The organism is Hydrogenovibrio sp. SC-1, from assembly GCF_002848135.1.
Taxonomy (GTDB): Bacteria; Pseudomonadota; Gammaproteobacteria; order Thiomicrospirales; family Thiomicrospiraceae; genus Hydrogenovibrio.
This window is the reverse complement of record NZ_PKGB01000013.1, coordinates 1-21,160: the sequence shown is the minus strand read 5'-3', so window position 1 is coordinate 21,160 and position 21,160 is coordinate 1. Positions and strand designations below refer to the sequence as shown.

General features: G+C 44.6%; 14 protein-coding genes. 6 read left to right on the top strand and 8 right to left on the bottom strand.

Annotation, left to right across the window (positions count from 1 at the left end; all coding sequences use genetic code 11):
- Window positions 1-63 precede the first annotated feature (63 nt).
- The 6 genes from tkt to CYQ88_RS07915 form a co-directional block, all read right to left on the bottom strand.
- The gene (gene tkt, locus CYQ88_RS07940) at window positions 64-2,052 is read right to left on the bottom strand and encodes a transketolase (protein WP_101840827.1); all 1,989 of its coding nucleotides are present in this window, start codon (window positions 2,050-2,052) and stop codon (window positions 64-66) included.
- Between the two features lie 295 nt (window positions 2,053-2,347).
- Window positions 2,348-5,533 (bottom strand): efflux RND transporter permease subunit, encoded by a 3,186-nt coding sequence (locus CYQ88_RS07935; protein WP_101840826.1) that lies wholly within the window; start codon window positions 5,531-5,533, stop codon window positions 2,348-2,350.
- A complete protein-coding gene (locus CYQ88_RS07930; RefSeq protein ID WP_101840825.1) occupies window positions 5,533-6,768 on the bottom strand; it encodes an efflux RND transporter periplasmic adaptor subunit in 1,236 nt (411 codons plus the stop codon). The genes CYQ88_RS07935 and CYQ88_RS07930 overlap by 1 nt, the downstream gene beginning before the upstream one ends.
- Window positions 6,769-6,913: 145 nt before the next feature.
- Window positions 6,914-7,822, bottom strand: coding sequence for a cation diffusion facilitator family transporter (locus tag CYQ88_RS07925; protein ID WP_233188844.1), 909 nt, complete (start codon window positions 7,820-7,822; stop codon window positions 6,914-6,916).
- Between the two features lie 57 nt (window positions 7,823-7,879).
- Window positions 7,880-9,124 (bottom strand): multifunctional CCA addition/repair protein, encoded by a 1,245-nt coding sequence (locus CYQ88_RS07920; protein WP_101840823.1) that lies wholly within the window; start codon window positions 9,122-9,124, stop codon window positions 7,880-7,882.
- Between the two features lie 104 nt (window positions 9,125-9,228).
- Window positions 9,229-10,200: an NAD(P)H-binding protein gene (locus CYQ88_RS07915; protein ID WP_101840822.1), complete on the bottom strand. Its 972-nt coding sequence runs from the start codon at window positions 10,198-10,200 to the stop codon at window positions 9,229-9,231.
- A 128-nt stretch (window positions 10,201-10,328) separates the two neighbouring features.
- Here CYQ88_RS07915 and CYQ88_RS07910 point away from each other — a divergent pair, with 128 nt between their 5' ends.
- Together CYQ88_RS07910 and CYQ88_RS07905 are read left to right on the top strand one after the other, a co-directional pair.
- Entirely contained in the window at window positions 10,329-10,634 is a 306-nt protein-coding gene (locus CYQ88_RS07910; RefSeq protein ID WP_101840821.1) for a YcgL domain-containing protein, read from the top strand.
- A 161-nt stretch (window positions 10,635-10,795) separates the two neighbouring features.
- Window positions 10,796-11,407: a superoxide dismutase gene (locus CYQ88_RS07905; RefSeq protein WP_101840820.1), complete on the top strand. Its 612-nt coding sequence runs from the start codon at window positions 10,796-10,798 to the stop codon at window positions 11,405-11,407.
- A gap of 90 nt (window positions 11,408-11,497) precedes the next feature.
- On the opposite strand, the gene CYQ88_RS07900 is transcribed toward CYQ88_RS07905, so the two are convergent.
- Window positions 11,498-12,073, bottom strand: a complete 576-nt coding sequence (locus CYQ88_RS07900; RefSeq protein WP_101840819.1) for a hypothetical protein — start codon at window positions 12,071-12,073, stop codon at window positions 11,498-11,500.
- A gap of 220 nt (window positions 12,074-12,293) precedes the next feature.
- On the opposite strand from CYQ88_RS07900, the gene CYQ88_RS07895 reads away from it, so the two are divergent.
- The 4 genes from CYQ88_RS07895 (at window position 12,294) to CYQ88_RS07880 (ending at window position 19,657) form a co-directional block, all read left to right on the top strand.
- The gene (locus CYQ88_RS07895; protein WP_101840818.1) at window positions 12,294-15,101 is read left to right on the top strand and encodes an EAL domain-containing protein; all 2,808 of its coding nucleotides are present in this window, start codon (window positions 12,294-12,296) and stop codon (window positions 15,099-15,101) included.
- A 50-nt stretch (window positions 15,102-15,151) separates the two neighbouring features.
- Window positions 15,152-16,825: a cation:proton antiporter gene (locus CYQ88_RS07890; RefSeq protein ID WP_101840817.1), complete on the top strand. Its 1,674-nt coding sequence runs from the start codon at window positions 15,152-15,154 to the stop codon at window positions 16,823-16,825.
- Window positions 16,826-16,846: 21 nt separating this feature from the next.
- Window positions 16,847-17,404: a thioredoxin family protein gene (locus CYQ88_RS07885; RefSeq protein ID WP_101840816.1), complete on the top strand. Its 558-nt coding sequence runs from the start codon at window positions 16,847-16,849 to the stop codon at window positions 17,402-17,404.
- Window positions 17,405-17,494: 90 nt separating this feature from the next.
- Entirely contained in the window at window positions 17,495-19,657 is a 2,163-nt protein-coding gene (locus CYQ88_RS07880; protein WP_158236030.1) for a TonB-dependent siderophore receptor, read from the top strand.
- 30 nt (window positions 19,658-19,687) lie between these two features.
- On the opposite strand, the gene CYQ88_RS07875 is transcribed toward CYQ88_RS07880, so the two are convergent.
- Window positions 19,688-21,160 (bottom strand): bifunctional diguanylate cyclase/phosphodiesterase (locus tag CYQ88_RS07875; protein WP_143483777.1); only part of this gene is annotated, 1,473 nt, incomplete at its 5' end.

Genomic DNA, 21,160 nt, shown 5'->3' with positions numbered 1-21,160 from the left:
TTTCTCCTAAACAATAAAAACCAGCCCCGAAACGACCAGGCCTGGCAATTCATAAAAATTTAATTACTTGCCTAATACTGCGTTTGCAGTTGCAACAACGTTCTCAACGGTAAAGCCGAATTCTTTAAACAATTCGCCAGCAGGTGCGGATTCACCAAAAGAAGACATACAAACAACGTCACCATCGGTTCCAACATACTTATACCATGACTGAGCTACACCCGCTTCAATCGCAACGCGCTTCACGCCTGGGATCAATACGGAATCTTTATAGGCTTGATCTTGAGTATCAAATGCACAACTGGATGGCATTGAAACCACACGCACATTTGCATCCATAGCAGCAGCTGCATCAACAGCCAAGCCAACTTCTGAACCGGTCGCAATTAAGATGATATCTGGCGTGCCATTACAGTCCTTAAGAACATAACCACCTTTCTCGATATTTTTAACTTGCTCAGCCGTTCTTTCCATAGGCGTCAGATTTTGACGAGAAAAGACCAATGCAGTCGGAGCGTTTCCACGCATCATGGCAACTTTCCAAGATACAGCAGACTCAATAGCGTCACAACCACGCCAAGTTTGGAAGTTTGGAATGACACGCATTGTTGCCAACTGCTCAACAGGCTGATGCGTTGGGCCATCTTCACCCAAACCAATTGAATCATGGGTATAAACATAGATAGTGCCGATCTTCATTAAGGCTGACATGCGCAATGCGTTACGCATGAATTCCATAAACATAAAGAAGGTTGCGCCATAAACTTTGAAGCCACCATGAAGAACCATACCGTTCATCATGTGCGCCATACCAAACTCACGAACACCCCATGATAGGTAGTTACCATTTGCATTAGCAGGCGTTACTTTGACCGTTCCTGACCAATTAGTTAGGTTAGAACCGGTTAAGTCAGCTGAACCACCAAACATTTCTGGCAATAATGGACCCATTGCTTCAATGGCATTTTGAGAGGCTTTACGTGAAGCGATATTTGGCATATCCGCTTGCGTTTGAGCAATAAACTTATCCATTTCCACTTCAAAGTTAGCTGGCAAATCACCCGCCATACGACGTTCAAATTCAGCTGCATCTTCAGGGAATTCTGCACGATAAGCTTCAAACTTCTGATTCCAATCCGCTTCATCTTGTGCGCCTTTTGCCTTGTGATCCCAACCTTCATACACTTCTTCAGGAACAACAAACGGCTCATGATTCCAACCCAGATTTTCACGGGTTAGTTTAATTTCTTCATCACCTAATGGAGCACCATGACAGTCATGCGTTCCACACAAGTTAGGTGAACCAAAACCGATAGTCGTACGGGTACAAATCAGCGTTGGCTTATCATTAACAGACTTAGCTTCACGGATCGCTTTATCGACCGCTTCGGCATCGTGACCATCAACATCACGAATAACTTGCCAGTTGTATGACTCAAAACGGCCCGCAACGTCACGCTCCATCCAGTCACCAATGTGACCATCAATCGAAATATCATTATCATCCCAGAAAGCGATCAACTTGCCTAAACCAAGCGTACCAGCCATGGCAGCTGCTTCATGAGACAAACCTTCCATTAAACAACCATCACCCATAAAGACATAAGTGTAGTGGTTTACGATGTCATGATTTTGTTTGTTAAATTGCGCCGCCAAAGTCCGCTCAGCAATCGCCATCCCGACTGCATTGGTAATCCCTTGCCCTAAAGGACCTGTCGTGGTTTCAATCCCATCGGCATACCCATATTCAGGGTGACCTGCTGTCTTAGCATGTAATTGACGGAAACTTTTAATGTCTTCCATGCTGAGATCAAATCCGGTAAGGTGCAACAGTGAATAAATCAACATTGACCCATGGCCATTTGACAATACAAAACGATCACGATCCGCCCATTTTGCATTGGTTGGATTGAACTTCATGTGATCATTCCATAATACTTCAGCAATATCAGCCATTCCCATTGGGGCGCCTGGGTGACCAGATTTGGCTTTTTGGACTGCATCCATGCTCAAAGCACGAATTGCATTTGCAAGTTCTCTACGAGTTGGCATTAGCAACTTCCCTCAAGTTATAAAAAATTCGGATATTTTTTTCTCGTTTTTGGGTCATTTTATTTTTTTTAAAAACGGAAAAAGGTTAAATTTGGACGCTTATTCTCTCTTAAAATCATCAAATCATCAAGTTTTCTTATTCATCCATCATCAACTTAACGGCTTTACATTGTTGCTATTTTCCACTGAAAGCTGATAAAGACCTGCTTTGACCACTTTATTTGTTTAAGATGACAAACAGATAAAATTTTTAAGACGGGCGTTCAACCGTCACCAAAACAGATTGACTCATTCACTAACCATGAGTCGTTTGTGCTTCGCCTCCCTGCCGCCACTTTTCATAAAACGACAAGATCGCAGGGATAACTAATAAAATTAACAAGGTTGAAAAAGCCAAGCCAAAGGCAATAGATGCGGCCATTGGAATTAAAAACTGCGCTTGCAATGATGTCTCAAACAAGAGCGGCAACAGCCCCGCAATCGTTGTCAGTGACGTTAATAGCACAGCGCGAACCCGTTGCACTGAAGCTTCCTCTAATGCCTGGTTTACAGCCATGCCCTCCTCTCGAAGGCGCTTGTAGAAACTCACCAATATAATGGAGTCATTGACCACTATCCCCGCCAGTCCAAAAAAGCCAAACAAGGATAGAATCGTCATATCAATCCCTAACAACCAGTGTCCAGCCAAGGCCCCAACCAGTCCAAATGGAATGGCCAACATCACCACCAATGGCCAAGCGTAAGAAGCGAACACCCAAGCCAAGACAATATAGATAATGGACAACCCAATAAATAATCCAATTTTCATATCCGCCATTGTATCGGCTTGGCGTGCATTTTGGCCCTCTAAACTATATTGAACACCATACTCGTCAACCAACGACTTCAAGGTGGTCGCCTTGAGCTGCTCCAAAATCCGATTCGCATTATTTAAATTCTTATCAACCTCACCCAATACCGTCACTGCCAAACGACCATCCACATGACGCATCACATCAAATCCACGTTGAGTCTTCCAGGTGGCCACTGAACTCAAGGGAAGCCGTTTTCCAGAAGGAGAAACCACTTGCATTCGGCTTAAGCTGGATAAAGTTGCTTGCTCTGAGCGAGGCAACTGCAACCGCACCTCAACCTCATCTTCTTCATCTGTAAAAATTTGGACTAAACGTCCAGAATAAGCATCCGACAATTGTCGAGCTAAACTCGCATAGCTAAACCCTAGCGCTTTGCCTTCTGGCGTTAATTCATATACCAACTGGTCCCGCCCATAAGGCAAATCGTCTCGAACACCGGATACGCCTGGAATTTGTCTCAACACTTCTTGCAATGCCAACGCTGCTTGCTTGAGCACTCTTGGTTCTGCCCCCCAAATCCGCACATCGACATCACTGCCCGGCGGACCCATTCTAGGCGATTCAATGGTTAGCACTTCTAACCCTGGAACGCGCCCTGCCTTCTGCTGCCATAATCGAATAAAGGCTTCATTACGCGTCTGTCGCTCATCAGGCTCCATTAACTCTATGTTAATACTACTAAAACTGGCCCCTTTTTCACGAGCCCCTTCGTTATAATGAACAACCGCTACTTCAACAATACCCGGCTCTAACTCAGCCTCCGTTTCTAGCATGGCTTGATACAAATGTTCAACATAATGCGAACTCACTTCAGAAGGCGTTCCAGCGACAAACCGAGCTTCTGCAACCAGTCGAGTCGATTCCGGTGATGGGAAAAATACAAAAGATAAACGACCACCCGCTAATAGGCCTATCACGACAATCATTGCCGCCATCGTACTTGCCACTGCAATTGCTCTATGGGTTAACACCCACCGAACCACCCGCCGAAACTGCACATTTCGCCAATGATCAATCGCACCATCTAGTCGGTTTCGCAAGCTGCCTTTTTTTGGAGGTTCAACCTTTTTTAGCGCGTTGCGTAAGTGGCCAGGCAAAATAACAAAACTTTCAATCAAAGATGCGAAAATGACCGAAATAATAACCAATGGTATGGCAAACAAAATATTGCCCATTTCATTACCAATCATCATCAAAGGCAGAAAAGCGCCCACCGTCGTAATCGAAGACGCCGTCACTGGCGCAAGCATACGATGCGCGCCGCCTTCTGCTGCTTCCAAAGCTGGCTCACCCATTTCATGATGCGCTAATGCATCTTCTCCCACCACGATCGCATCATCAACAATAATCCCCAGTGCCATAATCAACCCAAACAAGCTGATCATATTAATACTGCCTCCGGCGAGATACATAATCATTAAAGTCGCCATAAACGACACTGGAATACCAACGGCAACCCAAAAGGCAACTCGCCCATTCATGAACAAATACAAAATCAGCACAACTAGGATCAATCCGCTAACCCCATTATTGACCAACAACATAATCCGCTGATTCACCAATGACCAAGTTTCGTTATAGACCTGAAATCGAACCCCTTCAGGCAATTGGGGCTGAGCTTTCGCTAACCAAGCCTGCATGATTTCAGAAGACTCTAAGGTATCACCAGCCTCAGACCGCATCAATTGCATTTCAATTGCTGGATGTCCCTCTACAAACAACTTGGCAGCGTTCTTTTTAGCACGCCTTTCAATGTGAGCGATATCCGCCAGTTCGACCTTTTCTGTATCGGTAACTTGAATGGTTAGGTTGGCAAAGCCCTGCTCATCTCTACCCTGTTGAATCGTGCGCATATCCTGTGCATTGTCCGCATCCCCTACCGTTCCCATCGGCAAATCCCGGCTCATCCCTGCCACCTTAGCGCCAATTTCGTCAAAAGACAGACCTAACGTCTCTAGCTGATATTGTGGTATCTCAATTGCCATTTCCTCGATTGGCAATCCTTTCAAATCGACCTTATCAATTCCAGCATCCAACAACTCCCTTTCAAAATGCCTAGCGAGCGGCCTGAGTTCATCCAGAGTTGCCTGCTCACCGATCAACAAAACCCGCGCTATCGATTCATAACGCACAATCCGTTCAATAACCGGTTTCTCGGCATCTTGCGGTAAGTTTCTTAACTCTCCAACCCGTTGACTAATTTGATCCAATGCCTCAATCATATTGGTGCCTTCTTCAAACTTTAAAGACACGACTGACACCCCCAAAGAGGAAGTTGACGACATTTCGTCCAAATTATCTAGGTTCCGCAATACGCGTTCGACTGGCTCAGTAATGGAGGACTCAACATCTTCAGCATTGGCCGCTGGCCAAACCACTCTAACCGTTGCATAGTCCAATTCAAAATTCGGAAAAAACTGTACATTTAACTTTAGTAAAGCCACCACACCAGCTAAAAGCATGATGAGCATTAACAAGTTAGCTGCAACCTTATGGCGGGCAAACAGACCAATAAACCCTCTCGATTGAAAGCGTTGATGTTGTGGGTGATAACCGGGAAAATCGCCTTGATGAGATTCAGGGCGCAATAAATTCTGATGATCTAATTCCGTATCTTGTTGAGACATTATTCAATCACCATCACACTTAAACCCGTCATGGCATTTGGCAAATGCGTTGTTAATAACTGCTCCCCCGCCTGCAAATCCCCTTGCAACAAAGCATGCATCACACCGTCAATTTTGGTCTCTCCAACCACCTTAATTTGACGTTTTTGCAAATGCCCTTGTTCAATCACATAGACGCGTTCCCGTCCATATACCGCTGTTAATGGGACGGGAAAAACATCTTGAACCGGACTTTGATAAAATTGTACATCTATCATATCTCCAGGCCGTAAAACGCCCAATGCGGCAGGTAACGCAAAAAAGGCATCCACACCACTGGTTTCAGACTCTCCTGCTAAACGATTTAAAGGTAACTGATAGTGATGGCCTTGCATTTCGAACACTGCATACATAGGCCGGCTCGACTGCAAACTATCGTATACTGAACGGCGTTCCGTACTCGGCAATTTAGCGCGTAACTCCAGGCTATCGAGTGGATAAAATCGTAATAAAGCAGCACCTTGAGATACCTGACTGCCCTCAGCCACCAAAACTTCGGCAATACGGCCTTTAAAGTCGGCTTTCAGCTGCCCCCGCTCCAAATTAACTCGGCGCTGCATCAGGGTTGCTTTAGCCTTTGCTAAGCGTGCTTCCAATTGTGATTGTTTTGCTTGATGCTGTGCCACCGTCAACTGCGCCGCAGCAACCACTTGTTCCTGACGGATCAATACCGCCTTAGCCTGATCCAGTACTGCTTGCGAAGCTAAATCTTTTTTTAATAATCGGCTACTACGCTCGACTTCTCGACTGTTTAAGGCCATTAATCGTGTCTCAAATGCAAGTCGTTTCCGATCATTCTCAAATGCCAATTTCTCCAGTTTAAGCTGCTGCGCGATATCATCAACATCGGCTTGCGCAATCGCTAAAGGCAAGTTCAAATCCGTGTCTGCCATCGCCACGATCAGTGCACCGGGTTCAAAGTGCTCACCCGACTTTAGGGGCAATCTTTCAACCACGCCGGAAACCGGAGCCACAACCGCTACCATCTTTGTTGACTCAACCTTGCCATACAAGGTATGCATCGGCGCTAGCGTCTGCAATGTTAGTGTCTGAGCCTGCACCGCCCAACGCTTTTGGGTTATTTCAACCGGAGGCTGAACAGGTTTAGTGGCTTTTAAAAACGCAAAAACCCCCATTGCACCAGCAATAATTAACAGAGGATACAACCATTTTTTTATATTTTTTGGAAAAGCCATTTTTAATTTAACCTTTAAACCCCATTAAACAATGTTGCCAAACAACATAATACCCATCAATAAATAACCACCAGTGCACATTAAAACAACTTTTTTTGCTAACAGTATGACGAAAAAACGAATTTCAATAAGGTCTCATTGCTGTTCAATTCGGTGTTTCACTTTGCTTCGCGTTCATATCCCATTGATGGTGATCTGGATCCCCTTGCAAACTCACCGGTTCTTGATGAATTAAAATATCCGCATTTGGAAATCGCTGTTTGAGTATCTCGGTAACTTCTTCTGAAATCGCATGAGACTGCAATAAGCTAAAATCATCATCCAGTTCCAAATCCAACTGTATAAATATCGTCGGACCGGATTGAAAGGTTCGCAAATCATTAAACCCGGATACCTTCGGGTGCACCATCACCAATTCTGCAATCTCTTGACGAGTCTCATCAGGCAACTCACGATCTAACAGTTGGTTCGCTGACAGCTTTGCCAGCTTAAGTGCCTCCCAGCCGATCCAAAGACCGATCATCATCCCCAGTATCGAATCCAACCAAACAAAGGCGGCCAGCAACAAGCCGACCATTACCGCAAAATTCGCCCCCAAATCCGACAAATAATGTAACGAATCCGCTTTGATTGCCGTTGATGCTGTTTGACGAATCACATAACGCTGAAAGGCAACCAGCACCAGCGTTAATATCATCGAAAACAGCATCACCATCACACCCGTTTCAGGTTCGTTCATTGCCACCGGATACACCAGCCGTTCCAACGCGTGCATAATCAAATAAAAGGCCGACCCAGCGATAAAAACACTCTGTGCAAGCGAAGCAAGTGGCTCAGCCTTGCCATGTCCTAGCCGGTGTTCACTGTCAGCGGGTATTTGAGCTATGCGTACCGCTAACAAAATCATCACAGACGCAATCACATCCATTGCCGAATCCAGCATAGAGGCCATTACCCCAACTGACCCTGTTGTCCACCAGGCATAAGATTTAACACCTAATAAAGTCACCGCGACCGCAACTGATACATAGGTAGCCAAACGGGTTAGTTTCATTCTTTGTTCCATGCTCATCCTTGCCAAAATGACCAGGCCTGGTCATTTTTAATTGATTTATCTATATTTCGCCAAAAAATCCTTCACCAATTGCAAACGCGCATGCTCTATCGCTTCGCCAATGGCTGGTCCAGAAAGCCCTTGCGCTAAAATCGCTTTTCGATCAACATGATTGGCAGTATCTGCAACCGCTAACCAGAAATCTCTTTGAGGATAAGGAGTGTGTTCAAAGCCTAATCGCCCTTTTGCATCGGCCTCACAGGCAATTAATAACAACGCAAACGTTTTTGGGTCTTTCAATGCATGACAAGCCTTTAACACTTTAAGCATCGTACTGGCTTTCAGGTGAGGCCGACCTTCTGAATTGAGCCCTTGATGAATCAAGCCATGGTAAGCCGTTACCTGCTCGGCAAATACTTGCCATTTTTTCGGAATACGATAACGTTCAGCCAAAGCCGAGACCAGCGGCACACCAGCCTGATCATGACCTGCATGCTTTGGCCATAACGCTTTGGGCGTAAGCCCCTTACCCAAATCATGCATTAAGGCAGCCCAACGAACCATGCCCGCATCCGATAAGTTTGCTGCTGCGTCCAACACCATCAAACTGTGGACCCAAACATCTCCTTCTGGATGATATTGAACAGGCTGCTCAACGCCTTTTAAAGCGGCTATTTCGGGAAAGAGCAGTGACAAGGCGCCAACCGAATCTAACCGTGCAAAAAATTGACTTGGCATATTGGTTTGCAACGCCTTAACCACTTCTTGCCAGACTCGCTCTGGCGTGAGCGCTGACAACTCACCAGAGTTAACCATATCACACATCAATTGATGCGTTTCAGGCGCCACCACAAATCCAAAGGGGGCTAATTTAGCCGCAAATCGACAAACCCGTAACACTCTTAAAGGATCTTCACTAAACGCGCCTGAAACGTGACGCAATTTTTTGGCCGCCAAATCCTGCTGACCGCCATAAGGGTCAATAAGATTGCCTTGCTCATCTTCGGCCATGGCATTGATGGTTAAGTCTCGCCGAGATAAATCTGCTTCTAACGTGATACTGGGATCGAATTGCACATCAAACCCATGATAGCCCAAACCCGACTTGCGCTCTGTTCGTGCCAGCGCATATTCTTCTTGGGTATCAGGATGTAAAAAGACCGGAAAGCCTTTCCCAACTTGACGAAAGCCTTGTGCAAGCAATTGTTCGGGGATCGCACCAACCACCACCCAATCACGATCATAAACTGCCATACCCAGCAATCTATCTCTCACCGCGCCGCCAACCAAATAGGTTTTCATAGTGAGCTCCTTTCGTAGGCTTAGTTTACTATCATCATAAACCAAAAAAACCGTCTAAAAAGACGGTTTTGCGTTCTGCTACAAACGTTTATTTTGCAATCGTTTCAAGCCAACTCTTCTAAATTGCGGCCTGCTGCTTGACGAAATTGATTATAACGTTCACGTTGATGCGTCGTTAATACATAAAGTGCCAAAGCTTGCTCTACACTCATTGGCTCAAAACCAAACTGCGAGGAAAAATCAGTATCAGAAATTAAGTCTGTCTGCAATAACGACATTTGAACGCTAGAAACCGACTTAATCGGTGCCAGCGCGCCTAAAAAGCTCATAAACTTTGCGTTCAATCGACACATCGGAAAAACAATCGCATCCTCTTTTTCCATCATTTCCTTAACGCGATTGGCCAGTTCTTTTAAGGTCATTCGCTCTTCACCAACAACCGATATTTTTTTGCCGAAAGCATCAACATTATCAATACAAGCGACCACTGCTTTTGCAAAATCTTGTATCGCCAAAGGTTGAACCTGCTTTGCACTATTGGCGACAGGCAAAACGGGCATTAACTCTAATTGACGTTTGAAACAAGAAACCACTTCATCATTCGCCCCCAATAAAACCCCAGCGCGCAGAATGGTGGTCTGAGCTGTCGCAATCGTATGCATAATCGCATCGGCTTCGCCTAGGTGATACCCCCACTGGTTGGTCGCATCACCAGCATCCGCACCGATCTGAGATAGCGAGATGACACGTTTTACATGCGCCGTTTCAGCTGCTTTTTTGATTTGCTGATGCACGGCAACGTAATCACTTTCATCAACCGCTTCTGTTTTAAGGGTTAGGTCGGCCAAGCAATTCACCACCAATCCGACATTTTTAAAAACCTTTCCCAGCGTTTCAGAGGACAACAAATCATCCATCTGAACCAGTTTCGTTTTTGGGAACAATAAATAATCTCTAAAACGTTCCGGACGACGCACCACAACACTGACTTCATATCCATGCTTAGATAATTCATTCACCACGGCGCGCCCGATAAACCCCGTTCCGCCAAGTATCACTGCTTTATTGTTCATCATATTCACTTTCCAATTTGATTGACCAACCGCTAAGAATAATGAAGTTTGTTTGCAAGGTCAAGCAAATGACACCCTGTCTAACAGGCTATTTGCTAAAATAACCAATACTGACAAACAAGGATCGGATTATGACAGCATTTCAACCGCTAAAGGTATCAACCTTTAAAAGCCCCAAAAAGGCCGAATTATTTTTATTTGTGCCAGAGCAAGATGGACTCGAAAAACTACCCCAAGAACTTTTAGTGATGTTCGGTGAGCCCGAGCACGTTATTGACTTCGAACTGCATCCGGAAAGAAAGCTCCCTAGAACGAATACAACAGAACTCCACGAAGCCTTAACCACCAAAGGCTACTACATTCAAATGCCGCCCTCAGAAGTTGAAAAATTCGGGGAAATGCCACCGCCACCACCACATCTCGATAATATTTTTTAGCCCTTCACGCCATTCAAAAATAAAATACCCGATTATTTTAGTCGGGTATTGATAAATCCCTCAACTTCGATAGAATAGAACGGTTTTTTAATCAAACTGATGATTCGCTGTTTGCCTGCAAACAGGTGATATTTGAGACCCTAAAGAAAGGATATACTATTATGGCTTTTACGCTTCCAGACCTTCCCTATGATTATGATGCTTTAGAAGTATCCATTGATGCTCGTACTATGGAAATCCACCATACCAAGCATCACAACACCTACGTAACTAACTTAAATAACGCCGTCGCTGATACGCCGAATGCCGACAAATCGCTTACTGAGTTAATCGCTAATGCAGGACAACTATCTCCTGCCATTCGCAACAATGGTGGTGGCCACTGGAACCATACTTTCTTTTGGAATGTCATGACTGGCGACAGCATGGGGACTCCTTCAGGTGCACTTGCAGAAGACATTAACAGCACCTTCGGTGGCCTAGATGCCATGAAAGAAAAATTTAACACGGCTGGTGCAACCCGATTTGGTTCTGGTTGGGCATGGCTAACCGTTTCTGCAGAGGGTAAACTTGAAATTTCATCAACCCCAAATCAAGATAATCCTTTGATGGATGTTGCTGAAGTCAAAGGCACACCGATTCTAGGCCTAGATGTTTGGGAACATGCTTATTATCTTCGTTATCAAAACCTTCGCCCTGCTTATATGCAAGCTTGGTGGGATGTTGTTAACTGGGATAAAGTTTCCGAACTTTATACTGCTGCCAAAGCTTAATAGGCGCCCGGTGCTCAAAAGAGCTCTTACTGCACCTATAAAAAATCCCGCCTGAGCGGGATTTTTTATAGGATACGATTCTTCTAAAAACTAGTCAGCGTGATTTGCCTTAAACTGCTTCACTGTCGCTTCTGGCTTAACCTTGTTATTACTTTTATTTAACACATAAACCACTGTAGCACCTTTTGGACCTGCGCCAATCTCAGTGTAATGATAAGTGTCAATACCTGTTTTTAGGTAATCTGAAAAGTCTTGCCAATTGCCAAATACATAGAAACGATTTCTTTCTTCATTATAAACTTCAGCGTAAAAATCAGAAGCGGGCGCCAACTCTCCCTTTAACATTTGTTCTGCTGGGTTGGTTGGCTTTTTCTTATCCGCCTTAGTTAACCCAAAAGAACGGGTCATGCCATTGGTTCCCGCACCGATATAGGTCTTCCGGAACGTGGATTCACCCACTTTTAAAAAGGACTTATACTCATCAGCATCATAAAAGATATTCTCTCTACCGTCAGCATAAGCAACATACATATCATTGTTATCAGAATTGGGTGCAACGACTGTCTTATGGATCGCCTTCTGCTCAGACGAAGCCACCTTTTCAGGTGACGATGCACAACCGGCCATAATTGAAGCAACAGACAAGGTAATTAATAATTTTTTCATAGTATTTTCTCTTTTTACACTAAATGACAACACAGTCATATTAGAGGGTTTAAGTAACACCTAAATGAAGTAAAAATGACAAAAAAATGACATTACTCACTTAATCACAAATTCCCGCGCCATTCCCCTAATTTCTCGCCGAGAAATTGGTACTTTTTTAGTCATAGCGAACAAAATTTCAGTATGATAGAGCCTATCAAAAAACAATAAGATTAGACCTATGACGTCTCATAAAAACCGTTGCACGCTCGGCATTTTTCTCAGCCCAACACTATCCGTTCTTGACGTAACTGGCGACTGCCAGGCCTTGTTAGGGTATAGCGAAGCGGCATTGACAGAACTCGCTGAAGGCATCACACCTTTAGTGCATGTTGATGATATTCCCTTGATAACGGAATTAGTACAAAATGTGTCAGCGAAGGACAATACTTTTCATCTACGCCTGCGTCATGCGAAAACCCAGCGCATCGAAATATTTAAAGCGCGATTACACCCAAGCAAAGACTCAGATAACGACAAGCGATTACTCAAATTACAAACCGTTAAAAGTCTATTCAAAGCTGATGAAAGCCTTTGCCAGCATCAAGCGTTTCAAGCGATGATGAACAATGCCGCCTGTGAACTGGTCTGTTTCAAAGACACCAACCATGTTTATATAGCGGCAAGTGAAAACTTAGCGTCAATGACCGCAAATGACATCCATTGGCCCGAGATAGCGGGCCTAACGAGCTATGACCTTTTTCCTGAAGCCATCGCAGACAAAGAGTACCTACAAGAACAGGCGGTTTTCACAGGGAAGACAGTTGCTCAAGAATTACATCATTTTGACTTTGAACACGAAACGCTTTCGCTCGATAGTCGCAAATACCCCATTACCGATTCAGAAGGTCACTTAACTGGACTCTTTGGCATTGCCTATATCATTACCGATCACATCAATACCCAACAAGCATTGGCAACCGAAAAGAATCACTTTAGAACACTCTTAAATAGTATTGCCGACTTGATCTGGTTTAAAGATGCTAGCGGCCACTTTCAGTCATGCAACCCTGCCTTTGAGGCATTTATTGGTCTGGCTGAAGCTGACATTGCCGGAAAAACCAATGATGAACTTTTACCGACAACCGTTGCGGATGCGCTAAATAAATACGACAAAATTGCACTCAGTGCAAAAAGACCGATTAAACGAGAAACTTGGTTGCCTTCTGCGGACAGCGAACATGAGGTTCTCCTCTCCATTACCCAAACGACCCTTTTAGATACTGAGGGTGAAATCTATGGCATCCTTGGCGTTGCACATGACATTACCCAGCACTGGGAAGACGAACAGCACCTAGCGGAAAGTCAAATGCTACTTGAAAAAGCGCAAAGTGTTGGTCAAATTGGTAGCTGGACATTGGAAGTCGCCGATAATCTTTTGTGCTGGTCAAATGAAACCTACCGAATCTTTGGAATGGAGCCTGGTTCGCCTATTGATCTAGACGCATTTTTTGAACTCATCCACCCAGATGACCGTGACTTGGTTCAATCCACCTGGGATAAAGCGGTTCGCAAACGAACACTTTACGAAGTTGAGCACCGCATTCTCGTCAATGGCAAAATTCGTTGGTTACAAGAAAACTGCGAATTCAGCTTTGATCATAGCGGGAATTTACTCCGTGCGCTCGGCACCGTTCAAGATATTACTGAACGCAAAGAACATTACCAACAACTACAGTATCTTGCTCATTTTGATGCCCTCACCAATCTACCTAACCGAGTGTTACTCGCCGATCGTCTTCACCTAGCCATGAACCAAGCACTCAGACGCGATTCACAATTGGCCGTGGTTTACTTGGATTTAGACGGATTTAAAGAAGTCAACGACGAATATGGACATGAAGTTGGAGACCGCCTGCTGACCAAAATAGCTCAACGCATGAAACATGCTTTACGGGAAGGGGATACCCTTGCTCGGTTAGGTGGTGATGAATTTGTGGCCGTTTTGGTGGATGTGCAAACGCCACAAGTGAGCGAAATGATTTTTGAACGTTTACTGCAAGCGGCATACAAGCCCGTTATTGATGGAGAACATGTTTTAAGAGTGTCGGCCAGCTTAGGCGCCACCTACTACCCACAAGTTGAAGAAATCGATGCCGACCAACTGCTACGTCAGGCAGACCAAGCCATGTACCAAGCCAAACTGGCAGGCAAGAATTGTTTTCACTTATTTGACACCCAAAAGGATCGATTGCTACGCAACTACAATGCCGATATCACCAGCATCAGTAGCGCCTTGTCAAACGATGAATTTGTCCTTTATTATCAACCTAAAGTCAATATGAAGTCAGGTGAGGTCATTGGCGTTGAAGCACTCATTCGCTGGCAGCACCCGCAACAAGGTCTTCTATCACCCATCGATTTCTTACCCATCATTGCGGGACATGAATTGTCTATTAACCTTGGAAACTGGGTCATCAAAACCGCCATGCAACAAATTGAGCACTGGAAGTCGATCGATATTCACCTGCCAATTAGTGTCAATATTGATGCACTTCATCTCGAATCCCCAAACTTCGTCAGCCACCTAAAAACTTTGCTAGAAAGCCATCCGAATATTAGTCATGGCGACCTGGAATTGGAAGTATTGGAAAGTAGTGCTCTTGACAACTTAACCCACGTCTCCAATGTCATTGAATCTTGCCATGAATTAGGGATTGGCTTTGCATTAGATGACTTTGGTACAGGGTATTCTTCACTGATTTATTTGAAACGTCTACCAGCCAATTTGATTAAAATTGATCAAGGGTTCGTACGAGATATGCTAGAAGACCCAGAAGATCTGGCGATTATTCAAGGCGTACTCGGATTATCAAATGCCTTTGGCCGCAATACCATTGCCGAGGGAGTTGAAACCATTTTGCATGGTGAGCGTCTGTTAAAGTTGGGCTGCTTATTAGGACAAGGTTACGGCATCGCCCGCCCCATGCCAGCGGATGAAATTGAAGCTTGGTTGAAAACATGGCGCCCACATGCATCTTGGATCTAATGCAACAAAGTAAAAAGGGATTGACTGGCTCTTTTTGAACTGGATGAACTATGCTATTACTGTTTACCCTTATTTTACTCGTGGTATTACTATCACGTTTTTTTGAACAAAGCTTTAAAATCCCCTTTGCGCTAACCGCCATTGTCTCTGCTTACTTAGCCAATATGGTGTTTGACCTATCCGCATTTGGCGAACACTTTCCCGATATCGTCTACTTAATGCTCCCGATTATCTTGATTCCGGATGTACTCGGCGTTTCACGCTCAGAACTCAGACACAACCTGTCGGCAATCATTTACCTCTCGGTTTTCGCGGTATTAATTTCGATTGCTCTAGCCATCATAGCAACCCTGCTGCTCACCCCAGAGCAGCAATTCACTATGGGTATGTTATTGGCACTCTTCACGCCATTGATGGCAACGGATGTGGTGTCCGTTTCGGCTATTTTTGCAAAATTTAAATTGCCTGAAAAACTCAAACTCTATGCCGAAGGCGAAAGTCTGTTTAACGACATCACCGCAATGATTATTTTCTTCTTTATTGCGCTCCCCCTTATCGAAGGGCAAACATTGCAAACCTCAAGTTTACACCTTGTTCTAGGCAAGCTATTTATTGAATCGATTTTAATTGGTTTAACCGCAGGCATGTTAGGCTATTATGCGTTTAAATTTTTTACCGATAATGTTGAACAGTTTCTCACGCTGTATATTATGGCCAGTCTGGCTTTTATTGTGGGTGAACACCTGCAAGTCTCTGGAATGTTAGGCGTGGTCGTCACCATTTTATTGTTCAAATATTTATTTGATAAAGAAGGCCAGTACAAGAAAATCAACACCTCGGTACTCACCCAATTTTTAAACACTGAAAGTACTTCGGATGGCAACTTTCGAGCCTATCGCAAAGAAGCCCATTATCTAGGGCTGTTTGCCAATGGCGTCATCTTTATTGCCATTGCCAATGTGGTCGATTTAAACCTGCTCTGGCAATACCACCTACCTATCTTAGTGGTATTCGCACTCACCACTCTGATTCGATTCCTTGTCGTGACCCCCCTTATTTGGTGGAAAATACACCCTTTTCGCTGGGCAGGCGTACTCACTTTTGCGGGTATGAAAGGCGGCTTGGCCATTATTATGGTGTTTGCCCTACCCGATAATTTCAGTTACAAAGAAGCCTTTATGTCAATCGTGGTCGGTGTTGTCATCCTATCCATGTTTGTTAACACGGCTCTCCTCGTCCTGTTTTTGCGACTGAATAATGAAGCCTTTGCGCTGGACAAAGCCGATGACCACAATACCTTATCGGGCGAAGAAGCCAAACAGCAACTAAAAAAATTACTGCAAAAAGATGCCCAATCACAAGCCTATAACGCTTTGGTGTTTGAAGAGCTCATTGAAAAGGAAATGGCACGTTCACAACGCTATCACGCCCCTTTTGCCCTGCTGGCATTTGAAAGCGATAAAGCCGACTTAACGGGGCAGATCATTTTACCCATGCTACGCAAATCGGACTATTTTGGCCGCTTAAACCAACAACGGTTTTGCATTCTTGCCACTCATTCCGATATCGATAGTGCCATGATTATTGCCCAAAAGTTGCGAAAACGGCTTGAGAGTAAACAAGTCAGCATTGCCGAATATACCCCAGGCGACAACCTTGAATTACTGTACGAAAAATTAGAGGCCGGCTTTAAAACGGATAAAGCCATTGCCATTGAAGTTTAAGAAAACGATTAGGAGAAGACTATGGTCAGTTTAACCACCCCTATTTGTGAATTTAATCAAGCCGCTATCGACTTCGATCTACCGGGCGTTGATGGACAGAACTGGACGCTAGAGAAGGCCAAAGGGCCTAACGGCTTGCTGATTATGTTTATTTGTAATCACTGCCCTTATGTCAAAGCCATACAACCTCGCCTGGCCAAGGATGCACGAATTTTACAAAACGAATTTGGCATCCATAGCATTGCTATTATGTCGAATGATCCCACCGAGTATGCTGAAGATTCATTTGAACAAATGAAAGTGGTTTCTGATCAATTCGACTTTCCGTTCCCTTATGTCTTAGACGAAACGCAGCAGGTTGCCAAGGCCTATGGCGCGGTTTGTACCCCCGACTTTTTTGGTTACAATGCTGATTTAGCACTGCAATATCGAGGTCGACTCGATGCGTCTAACAAAGAAACCGCGCCCGAAAGCGTGCGTCGAGACCTGCTCGAAGCCATGAAGCAAGTTGCCCTAACAGGAAAAGGCCCAACCGAGCAAATTCCCTCAATCGGCTGCTCCATTAAATGGAAAGAATGACAGCGTTCTTTTGACCAGGCCTGGGGACCTTTAGCGGCAAGTGCAACGATTATGTATAATATTTGCACCGGTATTAAACAAGGAATGAAAATGCAAAAAAACATCCATTTATTCTGTGTCGCTTGCGCACTCTTAATGCCCTCAATCCTATTTGCGGAAGCCACCGAGCTGGCTCCTATTACGGTCAGCGATCAGGTCATGAGCGGTGAGTCGACCAATCAAGCGCCGAAAATTACCCCTTCAACTTCAACGCTTGATACCGAAGCCTCTCAAATACAACTCAATATTACCGAGCTTAAAGGGGTGGCTGGCACTCAAGGCGATCCATTGGGTGCTGTTAAAACTTTACCGGGCGTGGTCACTGCCAGTGGCGGCAAGGGGCGCAGTTCTGGTTTCTTTGTTCGCGGTTCCAATGCCAATGAAAATCTCACCTGGATTGACGGTCTACCTGTTGGTTATATCTATCATGTTGGCGGATTCTATTCCATCTTAAATCCAGACCTCATTGACAACTTCAAAACCTATCTTGGTGGTTTTGGTGTGGAATATGGTGACCGCTTGGGTGGCGTGGTGGACGTGCGTACGCGTGCGCCCAACCAAGAGAAACTGAGCCAGAGCTATCAGGTTGGTTTTTATGATTCCTCGGCACGCATTGAAGGCCCGATGTCGGAAAACAGTTCTGGTTACTTCGCCGTTCGCCGCAGCTACATTGATTTACTACTGCCCACAACCGGCAAGCTAGGCAATTCTGACAACACCTACACCCAATTCCCACAGTTCTGGGATTTACAAGCCAAGTACCGCTATGAACTCAATGCCGGCCATCTTGAATTGTCGATGTTCAGTGCCAATGATGCGCTAAAAATCAATTTAACCGACCCGAAGGATGTCAATAAAGATCCTGCTTTGGCAGGAGAACTTGCCAGTGATACGGCTTTCCAAACCTATGGACTTAACTGGACTCAGCGACTGACGGCGTCGCTACAGCAGACGCTTCGAGTTGGACAGCTGAACACCTTTAATCGCTTTCAAATTGGCACTCAACAAGCTTCCGACCCGAACCCTGGGGCGCCTTATCAATTCAAACAGCAAGGAGATACTCGTTTCATTCTTCCCAAGTGGCAACTGACAGAAGGTATGAATCTCTGGCAAATGGGCGTCGATTATTATCAATACCGCTTTAACCTCACTGGCTACATCACCAATCCATGCCGAGAAGGACAGCCTGACTGCTCGCTGACCGAAAGCGCTGCACAAGATATTGGCCAAACCTTTGATGGCGAACAGCTTGCCGGTTACATTAACTTAAATCGCCCGATTACGGATCGACTGTATGGAAAATTTGGCTTGCGAATGAGCCAATATGACTATGGTCGCAATCCATACCAACAACTGTCACCACGTATAACGCTCGAATATGACCTAAACACACAAAATCTCCTCACCGCCAGCTGGGGGCAGTATGCACAAGTCCCGCAAGGCAATGAAATTTCAAAGACATTAGGTAATCCTGACTTGGTCATGACGCAAGCCGAGCACCGTATTTTAGGGATCAAAACACAGTGGAGCAACGCTTGGTCGTCACAAGTCGAAATTTATCAAAAGCCCATGCGCAAACTGGTGGTGTCACGACCCAGCCCAGAAAACTTTGCCAATGAAGGTGAAGGCCAAGCGCAAGGATTAGATATTCTTCTCAAGCGACAATGGCAAAATGGGGCTTATGGTTGGTTAAGTTATAGTTACTTAGAATCAACGCGCTCTGACCGTAATGCGCCCACTGCGGATCGACTTTTTGATGGTGACCAGCCCCACACGTTAAATATGGTATGGGCACAGCCTTTTAGCGGTAGCTGGTCTAATTGGACTTGGGGATTGAGTTTAAAGGTGCAATCGGGTCAGCCGTATACCGAAGTCATAGGGCGTGAATATGTTGCAATTCCCAATACCCAAGCCACCTGTTCTGCGTCAGCACCGGATAGCGCCCGATGTTATTGGAATCCAATCTATGGCAAAACCAATGGCAAACGTTTGCCCTTTCAGACACGGTTAGACCTGTCAATGGAACGTAATTATCAATACCAAGGTTGGGATTTGGATGTTCGATTTGAACTGATCAATATTACCAGCGCGTTTTATGCAGACGGCAATACCATTGGTTATGAATATGAAGAAGATTACGCCAACTATGCCAACCCAGATACCGTCAGCGGCCTGCCATTTTTACCGTCGTTCAGTATTCGCGGCAACTTTTAAACGGCTAAAACGGACCAGGCCTGGTTATTTTCAGCTCGATGACGTGCTCTTATTTTGCTGGCAATAGACTTCAAACGCATCAATGGGCAGGGGTTTAGAAAATAGAAATCCTTGCGCATAGTGACAGCCTGCCTGACGTAAATAATCTGCTTGATGCTCTGTTTCAACCCCTTCGGCAATGATATTTTTCTTTAGGCTCTCACTCATACGGATAATGGTTTCAATAAAAATCGCCCCACTTTCCGATTGATAATCATCAATAAAGGCTTTATCGATTTTAATCTGATCAACATAGAATTTTTTAAGATAAGACAAGGACGAAAAGCCGGTACCAAAGTCATCTAACGAAATGGATACCCCAAGCTGACGAAGCTCGTCAATAATCCCGGTATTACGCTCATTCTGTTCTAAAAACAAATACTCTGTAATTTCCAAGTCGACATTACTCGGATTAATCTCGTAGAGACTCATCAGTTCTTTAAAATTCTCTAAAAAACTATCTTCCAACAGTTGTTTGGTCGCGACATTAATGGACAGCACAAAATTCGGACATTGCGTTTGCCACAGCTGCAATTGTTTTAACGCCGTCTCCAACACCCATTGACCTAATTCAACGATAAAACCGTTCTCCTCAGCCAATGGAATAAATTCGACTGGAGAAATCATTTCGCCATCCGGCCGAATCCAACGAATTAAAGCTTCAGCACCAATGACCTGTTTGGTATTGAGATCAATTTTTGGTTGATAAAACAAGCTGTATTCATCATTTAACACCGCCTGGCGCATTTCTTTATCTAAATAAATATTTTTCTGAACGCGCTCATTAAGCTCATGAGAATAAAAGTGATAACGCGATTTCCCCTCACGTTTCGCTTGGAACATGGCAATGTCAGCTTTTTGCATTAATGAGACATAATCATCGCCATCCTTCGGATAAAAGGACACGCCAATACTACTGTTCATATGAATATTCAGTTCACCCGCCAAATCAGCGTTCTTAAGCCCTCTTTGTAATTCATCAATTTCAGCACCCAGCGTTTCAAGTGTTTCAAAGTGTTTTAAAATAATAACAAACTCATCACCCCCCACTCGTGCGATAAAGTCGTGGCTGCGTACTTCAGATACCAATACTCTTGAGGCTTCACGAATCACTTGATCGCCAATATCGTGGCCAAGCGAATCGTTCACCGCTTTAAAATCGTCAAAATCTAAAAATAAAAACGCAAATTGACTATGGGTTTTTTCAGAATCGGCAATCGTTTGCTTTAAGTACTCCTGCAAAGCCTGACGATTAGAAAGCCCACTCAGCGAATCCGTGCGCGCATTCCGATAGAGAGTCTTCTGTTCATCATCCAACCGCTTAAAGGTATTCATCATTGAATAGCGAATGGATTCAATTTCTTTTAACCGCTGTTTAGGGGGAATTCGGTCATGATAATAAGCAAACTGCCTCAAGCGTCGCAATGGAGTGACTAAATAGCGATGCATCAGGATTGCGATCAA